At 57.2% G+C, this 12,364-nt stretch carries 12 protein-coding genes; 8 read left to right on the top strand and 4 right to left on the bottom strand.

Translation table 11 applies throughout. The annotated features are described in order from the left end of the window. The first annotated feature begins 46 nt into the window (after window positions 1-46). The 4 genes from MMW58_RS13255 (at window position 47) to rnt (ending at window position 4,874) form a co-directional block, all read left to right on the top strand. On the top strand, window positions 47-2,266 hold the full coding sequence (locus MMW58_RS13255; protein WP_241723564.1) for a TonB-dependent receptor domain-containing protein: 2,220 nt from the start codon (window positions 47-49) through the stop codon (window positions 2,264-2,266). Window positions 2,267-2,337: 71 nt separating this feature from the next. Continuing rightward, entirely contained in the window at window positions 2,338-3,513 is a 1,176-nt protein-coding gene (locus MMW58_RS13250; protein WP_133599521.1) for a YncE family protein, read from the top strand. Between the two features lie 199 nt (window positions 3,514-3,712). Further along, window positions 3,713-4,120 carry a lactoylglutathione lyase gene (gloA, locus tag MMW58_RS13245; RefSeq protein WP_041147656.1) on the top strand — a complete coding sequence of 136 codons (408 nt, stop codon included), beginning with the start codon at window positions 3,713-3,715 and terminating at the stop codon, window positions 4,118-4,120. Window positions 4,121-4,226: 106 nt separating this feature from the next. Then, a complete protein-coding gene (gene rnt / locus MMW58_RS13240; RefSeq protein ID WP_133599519.1) occupies window positions 4,227-4,874 on the top strand; it encodes a ribonuclease T in 648 nt (215 codons plus the stop codon). A gap of 52 nt (window positions 4,875-4,926) precedes the next feature. Here rnt and MMW58_RS13235 read toward each other — a convergent pair whose 3' ends face one another. Further along, window positions 4,927-5,274, bottom strand: coding sequence for a Grx4 family monothiol glutaredoxin (locus MMW58_RS13235; protein ID WP_041145851.1), 348 nt, complete (start codon window positions 5,272-5,274; stop codon window positions 4,927-4,929). 337 nt (window positions 5,275-5,611) lie between these two features. Between MMW58_RS13235 and MMW58_RS13230 the strand changes: the two genes are divergently transcribed. Together MMW58_RS13230 and sodB are read left to right on the top strand one after the other, a co-directional pair. Further along, window positions 5,612-6,496, top strand: coding sequence for a C40 family peptidase (locus tag MMW58_RS13230; RefSeq protein ID WP_159236993.1), 885 nt, complete (start codon window positions 5,612-5,614; stop codon window positions 6,494-6,496). 120 nt (window positions 6,497-6,616) lie between these two features. After that, window positions 6,617-7,198, top strand: a complete 582-nt coding sequence (gene sodB / locus MMW58_RS13225; RefSeq protein ID WP_133599515.1) for a superoxide dismutase [Fe] — start codon at window positions 6,617-6,619, stop codon at window positions 7,196-7,198. Between the two features lie 39 nt (window positions 7,199-7,237). Here sodB and MMW58_RS13220 read toward each other — a convergent pair whose 3' ends face one another. Next, entirely contained in the window at window positions 7,238-8,404 is a 1,167-nt protein-coding gene (locus tag MMW58_RS13220) for an MFS transporter (RefSeq protein ID WP_133599513.1), read from the bottom strand. Between the two features lie 163 nt (window positions 8,405-8,567). Further along, window positions 8,568-8,657 carry a cytochrome bd-I oxidase subunit CydH gene (gene cydH / locus MMW58_RS13215; protein WP_041145917.1) on the bottom strand — a complete coding sequence of 30 codons (90 nt, stop codon included), beginning with the start codon at window positions 8,655-8,657 and terminating at the stop codon, window positions 8,568-8,570. Between the two features lie 294 nt (window positions 8,658-8,951). Here cydH and purR point away from each other — a divergent pair, with 294 nt between their 5' ends. Continuing rightward, window positions 8,952-9,977 (top strand): HTH-type transcriptional repressor PurR, encoded by a 1,026-nt coding sequence (gene purR / locus MMW58_RS13210; RefSeq protein WP_095103044.1) that lies wholly within the window; start codon window positions 8,952-8,954, stop codon window positions 9,975-9,977. Window positions 9,978-9,993: 16 nt separating this feature from the next. Here purR and punR read toward each other — a convergent pair whose 3' ends face one another. Then, a complete protein-coding gene (gene punR, locus MMW58_RS13205) occupies window positions 9,994-10,905 on the bottom strand; it encodes a DNA-binding transcriptional activator PunR (protein ID WP_123708176.1) in 912 nt (303 codons plus the stop codon). 112 nt (window positions 10,906-11,017) lie between these two features. On the opposite strand from punR, the gene punC reads away from it, so the two are divergent. Beyond that, a complete protein-coding gene (punC, locus tag MMW58_RS13200; RefSeq protein ID WP_133599511.1) occupies window positions 11,018-12,202 on the top strand; it encodes a purine nucleoside transporter PunC in 1,185 nt (394 codons plus the stop codon). The last annotated feature ends 162 nt before the right edge of the window (window positions 12,203-12,364 follow it).

Genomic DNA, 12,364 nt, shown 5'->3' with positions numbered 1-12,364 from the left:
TTTGTTCATTTGGTGCATTGATAAAATACAAAAACAGGAATTGATTATGGAAAAATCGCAAATAGCCAAAGGGATTATGGCCGGGCTTATTATTGTCAACGGCCACACCTTTGCGGCAGAAAGCGAGGGAGAATCGGTCTTTTCTCCGCTCACTATTACCGATAACCCGCTGGCTGAAAAAAATCAGGTCGGCTCCTCTGAGGAGAGCTATACCCGCCCCGGAGCCTACAGTTCGCGTACGCTAAATAAAAACTTGCAGAGCCTGGATGCGTCGCTGCGCAGTATGGCAGGGACCTATACGCAAATCGATCCCCTGCAGGGTTCGATCAGCGTGAATATTCGCGGCATGAACGGGCTGGGCCGGGTGAATACGATGGTCGATGGCGTCACCCAGACCTACTTCGGCATGGCGCCTGCCAACTATCACGGCGGCGCCAACACCGCCGCCGGCGTTCCGCTCGACCCGAACTTTCTTGCCGAAGTTGACGTGACGCGAGGCAGCAGCGCCGGCTCTCAGGGCGTTAACGCCCTCGCCGGCAGCGCCAATATGCGCACCATCGGCATCGACGACGTGCTGCGCGAGGGGCGCCAGGCGGGGGTACTTTCCCGCTTCTCGGTGGGCGATAACGGCCTGGGACGCACCGGAATGGTGGCGGTTGCCGGCAGGACCGATACCTTCGAAAACGGCGGCGCCCTCGGCGCGCTGGTCGGCATCAGCGGTAGCCGAACCTATGCGACCTATAAAAACGGCGGCGGGCGCAGCAGCGAAGATTTTATCGGCGAAGATAATAAATATTTGCGCCAGGAGCCCCGCTCCCAGCTTTATAAGCTGAACTTTAACCCGGACCAGTTCAATAAAATTGAGTTTTCCGGCCGTAATTACAGCAACAGCTTTACCCGACGCGACATCACCAGCGACGATTACGCCCTGCGCTATAATTACGCCCCGCTGAATGAGCTGGTGGAGTTAAACCTGCTGGCCAGCACCAGCCGCGGAAATCAGGCCTATAAACCGGAGTCGCTGTATAACTTCAACAGCTCTTCCACCACCAATAAATCTAACGCTATCGATCTTAGCAACACCAGCCGATTTAAAATGAGCGAGGACCTGTTTGCCGTATTCCAGGTCGGCGGCAAGTTAATGGATACCCGCTATACCCGGCGCTTTGAGCAGAATACTGAAACCGGCCACAACGCCTTTGCTCCCGCCGGCAAGCAAAAGATATCGGCCCTGTACAGCAGCCTGACGCTGAACAAAGATATTTATCAGCTGGATCTCAACCTTAACTATACCCGCAGCCAGGTGACAGGCTTCAAGCCCGCCTGCGCGGACAATGAAAAGTGTTTCCCACAGGGCGAGAGCCATCTCAATCTTGACGATAACAGCCTAAATCCTTCGGCGACGTTTTCGGCCCAGGTCACCCCGTGGCTGCAGCCCTTCGTCAGCTGGAGCCGCTCCTCTCGCGCGCCAAATGTCCAGGAGGTCTTCTTCGCTAACGAGGGCGGCGCATCGATGAACCCGTTCCTCAAGCCGGAAAAAGCCCAGACCTGGGAGGCCGGCTTTAATATCAATAAGCAGGGCCTGCTGCACGAGCAGGACAGCTTTCATCTAAAGGCGCTGGCCTACCGCACGCGGATTAAGGATTACATTAACAGCGAGTCCTTCCTGCTATGCAACAACGGTCAGCTGTGCAAGGATTTCGACAACTCTCTGGGCGATTTTAACGCTAACGTCTACGTCAACACCACCTCAGAGGTCACCAGCAAAGGTTACGAAATTGAGGCCGGATATGATGTCGGCTTCGCCTACGCGAACCTCTCATGGAGCAAGCAGCACACCGATCAGCCCACCTCGATCGCCAGCACGGTTTACAGCTTTGCCTACGGCGACCTCAGCGACCTGCCCGAAAGCTACGCCACGCTCGACGTCGGCGGCCGCCTCTTCGACCGGCGTCTGACCGTCGGCAGCCTGGTCAAGTTCACCGGTAAAACCAAACGCCTGAGCACCGAGGGATTCAGCAGCGACGACAATACCGTGCCGAAAGAGCGCATGCCCACTATCCCGACCGTTATCGACCTCTACAGCAGCTGGCAGGCAACCGACAACGTCCAGCTGCGCCTCAGCGTGCAGAACGTCACCAACCGCGATTACGCCGAAGCGCTGAACCGCATGAACCAGAGCCTCGATAACGCCCGGGAGGGGACGTCGGTGAATACCACCGCCCGCGGGCGAACCTGGATCTTCGGCGGTGAGATCCAGTTCTGAGTTAAAACCCGGTGCCGGATAACGCCCTGGTTTTATCCCGCGCCGCCCACTGTTCATATCAGGAATAAACAATGAATCGTTCCAACTTAAGCACACGACTGGGATGCCTGCTTGTTGCGGCGCTCCTGCCCGCATCGGCGTTAGCCATCGATCCGCCAGCGCGCGAGACTTCACGCTTCGCCCTGAAAACCAATTATCTCGAGCAGGCGGATGAAGGGATTTACGAACTGGCTTTCGATAACGCCAATCAGTACGTCTTTGCGGCGGTGACCGATCGCGTGAACCGCGAAGCGAACAGAGGCTATCTATACGCCTTTAACCCGACGTCGCTGGAGGTTGCCCACCGCTACGAAATGCCGTACCGGGCGTTTTCACTGGCGATGAATCAGCCGCAGCATCGGCTCTATATCGGCCACACCCAGTCGGCCTCGCTGCGGATAAGCATGCTGGATACCGCCACCGGGAAGCTGACAAAAACCAGCGACAGGCTCAGCTTTAAAATGGCTAACGCCGCGGATTCTCGCTTCGAGCATCTGCGCCATATGGTCTATAGCCAGGATGCCAATACCCTGTTCGTCAGCTACAGCAATATGCTGAAAACGGCGCAGGGTACGCAGCCGCTGCACAGGCTGCTGATGCTCGACGGCACCACGCTGGCGCTCAAAGGCGAGGTTAAAGAAGCTTATAAAGGCACGGCCTATGGGCTGACGCTCGATGAAAAAACGCAGAAAATCTACGTTGGCGGCCGGGATTACATCAACGAGATCGACGCGAAAAAGCAGCAGGTGCTGCGCACCATTGCCCTCAAGAACACGCAGCCGCGGCTGCCCAGCGCGCAGAATCTGGCGGTGGATGCCGACTCCGCCAGGGTCTTTGTCGTGGCCTTCGACCATGACGACCGCAGCGGCCCCCGCGACGGGCTCTATATTTTCGATCTGCGCGACGGCAGGCAGCTGGGCTACGTGCGTACCGGCGCCGGGGCCAACGCGGTAAGGTACAACCCGAAATATAACGAGCTCTACGTCAGCAATTTCACCAGCGGCACCCTCAGCGTTGTCGATGCCACGACCTATGCCGTGACCCGTGAATTCCGCACGCCGGTCTATCCAAACCAGATGGTGCTATCGGCGGACGGGGATACCCTGTACGTTGGAATAAAGGAAGGCTTCAACCGCGACTGGGATCCTGACGTCTTTGTCGAAGGGGCGAAGGAACGCATCCTGCGCATCGATTTGCGCAAATCATAGACGACCGGCACGCGCTCAGGGCCCGGCGGCCATTCGTTTTTAGCGCATGATGCCTCTTATCGGACGGGCGGCCTGAAAAGGCCGCCTTTTTACGTTATAGTGCTCCGGTGCCGGAAACGCCCTGTCCGTTTCTGATGCCACTCTGGCCATTTTCAAATACGACGGCCAACAGGCTGTTGTAAAACAGGAGTATACAAACATGCGCTTACTTCACACCATGCTGCGCGTTGGCGATCTGCAGCGTTCTATCGAGTTTTATACCAACGTGCTCGGCATGAAGCTGCTGCGTACCAGCGAAAACACCGAATATAAATATTCGCTGGCCTTCGTTGGCTACGGCGAGGAGAGCGATACGGCGGTTATCGAGCTGACCTACAACTGGGGCGTCGACAAATACGATCTCGGCAGCGCCTACGGCCATATCGCCCTGAGCGTGGATAATGCGGCAGAAGCCTGCGAACGTATTCGCCAGAACGGCGGCAACGTCACCCGCGAAGCCGGCCCGGTTAAAGGCGGCACCACGGTTATTGCCTTCGTTGAAGATCCGGACGGTTACAAAATCGAGCTGATCGAAGAGAAAGACGCCGGAAAAGGCCTCGGCCACTAACGGTTTCGGGCGCCGATCGGCGCCCGCTGTTTTATCCCCTGACTGCTGCAAGGCGCGGCAAAATTTGCCATAATGCGCGCTACTTTTTTCCAGTAAAGAGAATCTGATGTCCGAGAACGTTCAACTTAATGGTCTGTGCGACCGTTTTCGCGGTTTTTATCCTGTGGTTATCGATGTCGAAACCGCCGGGTTCAATGCCAAAACCGACGCCCTGCTTGAGATCGCTGCCATTACCTTGAAAATGGATGAGCAGGGTTGGTTGATGCCGGACGAAACGCTGCATTTTCATGTTGAACCTTTCGAGGGCGCGAACCTGCAGCCCGAAGCGCTGGCATTTAACGGCATCAACCCTAACGACCCTGAACGCGGGGCGGTGAGCGAGTACGACGCGCTGCACGCGATTTTCAAAATGGTCCGCAAGGGGATGAAGGACAGCGATTGTAATCGCGCCATCATGGTGGCCCACAACGCCACTTTCGATCTCAGCTTTACCATGGCTGCCGCCGAGCGTGCCGGGCTAAAACGCAATCCGTTCCACCCTTTCGTCACCTTTGATACCGCCGCACTAAGCGGGCTGGTGCTCGGTCAAACCGTGCTGTCCAAAGCCTGCCTCGCCGCCGGTATGGAGTTTGATGGCACCAAGGCGCACTCTGCGCTGTACGATACCGACCAGACTGCCCAGCTGTTCTGCGAGATAGTTAACCGCTGGAAGCGCCTTGGCGGATGGCCGCTGCCGCTGCCCGAGGCGGAATAAGAGACAAAAAAAAGCGACTTCATCGGAAGTCGCTTTTTTACTGGTAGCAAAATTATTCTGCTTTCGGCTCGTCAGTTTTATACTTCGCCGCCGTTTCTTTGATCAGCTGCTGTAGTTCACCACGCTGATACATTTCAATCACGATGTCGCAACCGCCAACCAGCTCACCATCAACCCATAGCTGCGGGAAGGTCGGCCAGTTTGCATACTTCGGCAGCTCCGCGCGGATGTCCGGGTTCTGCAGGATATCGACGTAGGCAAAGCGTTCGCCGCACGCGGAGAGCGCCTGCACGGTCTGAGCGGAAAAGCCGCAGCTTGGCAGTTTTGGCGATCCTTTCATGTACAGCAGGATCGGGTTTTCAGCGATTTGACGTTCGATTTTTTCTACGGTAGTGCTCATTGTCATGCTTCCTTAACTTCTATACGGCAGTAATTTGTCATTGTAGCGTGCTGAACGCAGGACAGATAATAACATTTTTTTCACTCACTATATTTTATCTTCTGTGCCCAGAAGTTGCCTTATGAATATTACTTTATCAGCCAGCGCGCCGTCACGCTGCGCACTTTGTGTACAAGCAGGTCAATGTCTGGCATATTTTTTTGCAATTGTTAATCAAACGACACTTTAGATACAAAAGAATATTAACTTTCAGGGTTTTTATGCATTAGAATCGTTGGGTTTTGTCATTCATGGTCAGGTATGTGTACATATCTGTAATTAATCAGGGGAGTGCTCGGTGGCGCGGCTAAACAAAATCGCGATTTCGCTCTGCGCATTACTGTTTACATCTATCTCATTTACACCACTGGCGCATGCTTCAGGGCATACGCACGCCTCCGCCACGCCGAAAGCGCATCAGGCAAAGGGCACCACCGAACGCAAGAAAAAAGTCTCCACTCAGAAAACAAAATCCAGCGCCAAAACCTCCAGCAAGAAAGCATCGACCTCCTCCCGCGCCAAACACCCTACCCGCACTACCGCTTCGAGCCAGACGGCATTAAACCGTCAGGCCGCCGGTGGAACGAAAAAGTGCGTGTTGCGCAAAGGCTATAAAAAACAGTGCGCGACCGCGGCTAATGCCAATATCGAGCCGACGCGGGCGATGGCCAGCGTGAAGCAGAAGTGCGTCGTGCGTAAAGGCTATAAAAAGCGCTGCAAGCCGGTTGCCGAAGAAGAAGTGCCGCTGACGCTGGCCGATGCGCATAAGGTACGGGTGCAAAAAGCGCAGAGCACCGCGATGTCGAAGCTGATGGACCAAATTGGCAAGCCCTATCGCTGGGGCGGCACCTCGCCGCGCACCGGCTTTGACTGCAGCGGGCTGGTTTATTACGCCTACAAAGACCTGGTGAAGATTCATATCCCGCGCACGGCGAACGAAATGTATCACCTGCGCGATGCTCGCCCCGTCGATCGCGGCGAGCTGCAGAGCGGCGATCTGGTCTTCTTCCGCACCCGCGGTCGCGGCACGGCGGATCATGTCGGCGTTTACGTCGGCAACGGCAAATTTATCCAGTCGCCGCGTACCGGACGCGATATTCAGATTACCTCGTTAAGCGAAGATTACTGGGTTCGCCACTACGTTGGCGCCCGCCGCGTGATGACGCCTAAAACCATCCGCTGACGATCCCCTGCCGCGCCTGCGGCAGGTTAACTCTCTCTTTTGCCACATCTTTTAATTTGCTACTATCTCCCTGTGCATTACATGGTTATTGCACGCATTAATATAATAAGGAGAGTAGCAATGTCGTTCGAATTACCTGCATTACCATATGCGAAAGACGCCCTGGCGCCGCACATTTCCGCTGAAACCCTGGAGTACCATTACGGTAAGCATCACCAGGCCTACGTCACTAACCTCAACAACCTGATCAAGGGCACCGCTTTTGAAGGCCACTCTTTGGAAGAGATCGTTCGTTCTTCCGAAGGCGGCGTCTTTAACAACGCGGCCCAGGTCTGGAACCACACCTTCTACTGGAACTGTCTGGCGCCGAATGCCGGCGGTGAGCCGGAAGGCGAACTGGCGGCAGCCATCGCTAAATCCTTCGGCAGCTTCGCTGATTTTAAAGCGCAGTTCACCGATGCGGCGGCGAAAAACTTCGGAGCAGGCTGGACGTGGCTGGTCAAAAATGCCGACGGCAGCCTGGCGATTGTCTCCACCAGCAACGCCGGCACGCCGCTCACCGGCAGCGCTAAACCGCTGCTGACCGTGGATGTCTGGGAACACGCTTATTACATTGACTACCGTAACGCCCGTCCGAACTATCTGGAGCACTTCTGGGCGCTGGTAAACTGGAAGTTTGTCGCGGCTAATCTGGCGGCATAAAACTGCACCGCAGAAGGGGAAACCCTTCTGCGGTGATTGTTAGCGGCTGGCTAAGGCCTCTTGCGGCCGTCCGCGACCGCTGAACAGCACCAGCATCAGCGCCACGCCGGCGATGATTGCCCCCATCACCGGAACAAATGCGTAGCCCAGCCCGCCGGAAATCACCGCCCCCCCGGCCGCCGCGCCCAGCGCATTGCCGAGGTTAAACGCCCCGATATTCACCGAAGAAGAGAGCCCCGGCGCTTCGTGAGCCACGCGCATCACGCGCATCTGCAGCGGCGGCACCACGGCGAACGTCGCCGCGCCCCACACCACCATGCTGATAGCCGCGCCGACCTGCGACTGCGCCAGCAGCGGGATCGCCAGCATGATAACCATCAGCAGCAGTAAAAAGCCCTTCAGCGTGCCGGAAACCGAGCGGTCGGCAAATTTTCCGCCAAGATAGTTGCCCAGGGAGAAGCCGACGCCAATCAGCACCAGCATCGCGGTGACGAACAGCGGCGAAGCGTGGGTAATGGTATGCAGCACCGGCGAAATATAGGTATAGAGGGTGAACATCGCCCCGGCCCCGAGCACGGTGGTCAGCAGCGCGGAGAGCACCTGCGGCCGCATCAATACCGCCAGCTCCTCCTTCACGTTTGGCCGCTCCCCTGCACTGCCTTTTGGCAGCGAGAACCACAGGCTGACCATCGCCACCAGGCCAAGACCCGCCGTGGCGAGGAAGGACATGCGCCAGCCGATGGTTTCACCGAGCCAGGTCGCCGCCGGAACGCCGCCAATATTGGCGATGGTCAGCCCCATAAACATGGTCGCTACCGCGCTGGCCTGCTTGTGCTTAGGAACCACGCTCGCGGCGACCACCGACCCGAGGCCGAAGAAGGCGCCGTGGTTCAGGCTGGTGATAATGCGCGAGAGCAGCAGCGTGGTGTAATCCGGCGCCATTGATGAGAGGACGTTGCCAAGGGTAAAAATAGCCATCAGGAAAATCAGCGCGCTGCGGCGCGCGCGGTGCGACAGCAGCAGCGTCATCAGCGGCGCCCCGACCATCACGCCGATGGCGTAGGCGCTGATCAGCATCCCCGCGGCGGGAATGGATACATCCACGCCTTTGGCGATAACCGGCAGTAGTCCCATCGGGGAAAATTCGGTCGTACCAATACCAAATGCCCCAATGGCCAGCGCTAACAGGGGAAAGTTGATCTTCATGCAATGACTCCAGCAGACCGTCCTCAGCGACGGTATCTCATCAGAAGCCAAAAGCATGACATCAATCACAGAAAAACAAAAGTAAACGAAATGGCAAAAGATTTTTGCGAATTTGATAATAATGCGCGGAAATAAGGGGAAAGGAGCCTCTCCCCCGAAAAAATTAGTGCAGTACGGCGGTCAGCGCTGCGGCCACGATCAGGCCCAGAACAATAATCGTCGTGGTCAGCGAAAACTTTAAATCTGTATCCATCAATTTTCCCCCTGATTATCCCCACAAGAAAAGTGAGCCTGCTCATTTTTGCACAATATTGTATAAAAATCTTCTGAGATTTAGGGTGATGCACATTTTTACTCTTCCCCTTTGCCGCAAGATCGGACAAAATCCCACGCTAATTTGAAAGCGTATCGGCCATTGACCCCTTCCTGTCGTTCTGTGTCGTTTCCCGACGTGATGCAATGTTGAACATTGTGCTCAGGGTGTGTATAGGCAAACGTTTCCGTATCGATAATCAGACGATCAGGTCAAGGTCTGGAGAGAGAAGTAATGGCAACAATTAAAGATGTAGCGAAGCGCGCAAACGTTTCCACTACAACAGTTTCACATGTAATTAACAAAACCCGCTTTGTCGCTGAAGAGACGCGCAACGCGGTATGGGCTGCCATCAAAGAGCTGCACTACTCTCCGAGTGCGGTGGCGCGCAGCCTGAAGGTTAATCACACCAAATCGATCGGTCTGCTGGCTACCAGCAGCGAAGCGGCCTATTTCGCCGAAATTATCGAGTCCGTCGAGAAGAGCTGCTTCCAGAAGGGCTATACCTTGATTCTCGGCAACGCCTGGAACGATCCGGAAAAGCAGCAGGCCTACCTGTCAATGATGGCGCAAAAGCGCGTCGACGGCCTGCTGGTGATGTGCTCCGAATATCCGCAGTCGGTGCTCTCGATGCTCGAAGAGTACCGCAACATCCCGATGGTCGTCATGGACTGGGGTGAGTCCAAGGCCGACTTTACCGATTCGGTTATCGATAACGCCTTTGAAGGCGGCTATATGGCCGGTCGCTACCTCGTTGAGCGCGGCCACCGTGAAATCGGCGTGATCCCGGGCCCGCTGGAGCGCAATACCGGCGCCGGACGCCTGGCCGGTTTTATGAAAGCGATGGAAGAAGCGCAGATTAGCGTCCCGGAAAGCTGGGTGGTTCAGGGCGACTTCGAGCCGGAATCCGGCTACCGCGCGATGCAGCAGATCCTCAGCCAGCCGCATCGCCCGACCGCCATATTCTGCGGCGGCGATATCATGGCAATGGGAGCCATCTGCGCCGCCGACGAAATGGGCCTGCGCGTCCCGCAGGATATTTCGCTGATTGGCTATGACAACGTGCGCAACGCCCGCTACTTCAGCCCGGCGCTGACCACCATTCATCAGCCGAAGGATTCACTCGGCGAAGCCGCATTCAATATGCTGATGGACCGTATCGTCAATAAGCGCGAAGAGTCGCAGTCTATCGAAGTTCACCCGCGACTGGTCGAGCGTCGCTCGGTGATCGACGGCCCGTTCGTCGACTACCGCCGCTAATCCTGCCGGGCGCCGGCTATTCCGGCGCCCGCAGCCACTCCCGATTTAACGTTTCGCTGTCGCCAAGATAGTCCAGCAGCCAGGAGAGCGCCGGCGAGATATCGCTCTGCTGCCAGGTCAGGCAGCACGCGGCGTCCGGGAACGGATTTTCCAGCTCCAGCGCCGTCCACTCGCCGCTGTCGATCCGCGGGCGGGCGAAGTGCGACGGCACCATGCCGATACAGAGCCCGGCCGACAGGCAGGTTGCCGAGGCGTCCCAGTCCGGCACCACCACCCTCTTCTGATTATCCAGCAGCCACGTCGTGCGCTTCGGCAGCGATCGTGAAGTATCTTCCCTGACCAGCGACGGCCAGTTGCGCAACGTATCATCGCTCAGCGGGCCGCTCATTTTCGCCAGCGGATGGTGGCTGGCGACCACGCAGTGCCAGCTCAGCATGCCCATATCGCGAAAGGCGTAGCGTCCGCCAACCGGAATCGAGCGGGTCGCGCCGATGGCCAGCTCCACCCGGCCGTCGGCCAGCGCGTCCCAGACGCCGTTAAACACCTCCTGGAAGACAATCAGCTCGACGTCCGGAAAGTGGCGATAAAAATCGACAATCATCTGCCGCATCCGCGCCGGCTTAACGATATCGTCAACCGCAATTGAGAGCTGCCCGCGCCAGCCGTTGGCGATCTGCTGGCACTGGCGGCGGGTGATCTGCATTTTTTTGATAACAGAACGCCCTTCCTGTAGAAACCACACCCCGGCGGGGGTGAGCTCCACGTCGCGATGCCGGCGCTCAAAGAGCGGAACGGCCAGCCACTCTTCGAGCTGACGCACGGTGTAGCTGACCGCCGAGGGTACGCGATGCAGCTCCTGAGCCGCTGCGCTAAAGCTGCCGTTGCGCGCAACCGCATCAACCACTTCAAGGGAGTATTCGGACCACATATTCTGCCTGCAAATTTTTTGAACGCATGTAACAAATATTAGCGTTTCACAAGCCAGAATGCACTCCCTACACTCTGCGGCATCTTACCTGCATCAGAAGAAAGAGAACTTTATGCAACAACCTGGGAAAGGATTTTTGGTTTGGCTGGCGGGCCTCAGCGTGCTCGGCTTCCTGGCAACCGATATGTATCTGCCGGCGTTTTCGGCTATCCAACAGGATCTGAATACTTCGGCGGCCTCGGTCAGCGCCAGCCTGAGCGTGTTTCTCGCCGGTTTCGCCCTTGGCCAGCTGTTCTGGGGCCCGGTATCGGATCGCTATGGGCGTAAGCCGGTGCTGCTCAGCGGCCTGGCGATCTTCGCCGTCGGCTGCCTTGGCATGCTGTGGGTCGAGGACGCGACCCTGATGCTGGGGCTGCGTTTTGTGCAGGCCATCGGCGTCTGCGCGGCGGCGGTTACCTGGCAGGCGATGGTTACCGACTATTATCCTGCCCAGCGCACCAACCGCATATTCGCCACCATCATGCCGCTGGTGGGCCTCTCCCCGGCCCTGGCGCCGCTGCTCGGCAGCTGGCTGCTCGCCCATTTCGACTGGCAGGCCATCTTCGCGACCCTGTTTGCCATCACTCTGCTGCTGATGCTGCCTGCATTACGCCTCAAGCCGGTGAGCAGACCCGATAGCAGCACGCAGAAAAAGCTCACCTTCCTGGCGCTGCTGCGCTCGCGCGAATACAGCGGCAACGTGCTGATCTACGCCGCCTGCTCCGCCAGCTTTTTCGCCTGGCTGACCGGTTCGCCGTTTATTCTGCACGACATGGGCTACGGGCCAACCGCCATCGGCCTGAGCTACGTGCCGCAGACTATCGCCTTTTTAATCGGCGGATACGGCTGTCGTGCGGCGCTGCAGAAATGGCAGGGGCAGCAGTTGCTGCCGTGGCTACTGGTCGTTTTTGCCATCAGCGTTGCCGCCACCTGGCTGGTGGGCCTGCAGCAGGATGTCTCCATCGTCGCGCTGATGGCCCCCTTCTGCGTGATGGCGATCGTTAACGGCGCCATTTACCCGATTGTCGTCGCCCAGGCGCTGCGGCCGTTCCCACAGGCCACGGGTCGCGCCGCCGCGCTGCAGAATACCCTGCAGCTCGGACTGTGCTTCCTGACCAGCCTGCTGGTGTCCACGCTGATTGCCACTCCGCTGCTCACCACCACCAGCGTGATGCTGGCCTCCATCGTGCTGGCCGGACTGGGATATGCGATGCAGCTGCGGAGCGCCCGTCTCAGCACCCAGTCGTCGCATGCATAGAATGGTTTCAGCGATGTTAAGGTCCAGTAATTAGCCTGCTAATATGTTTTTATTGAAAGCCTTAAAATAGGGGCCTATACTGGATCCCGTATCACATAAATAGAAAGTTTATCGATATTAACGGGGGCAGGACGCCTCCCGTTTCACCATGGAAGGCCTTTC

It is taken from the genome of Klebsiella sp. HC6 (assembly GCF_022605325.1).
Taxonomy (GTDB): Bacteria; Pseudomonadota; Gammaproteobacteria; order Enterobacterales; family Enterobacteriaceae; genus Klebsiella; species Klebsiella terrigena.
This window is presented reverse-complemented; position numbering and strand designations above follow the sequence as displayed.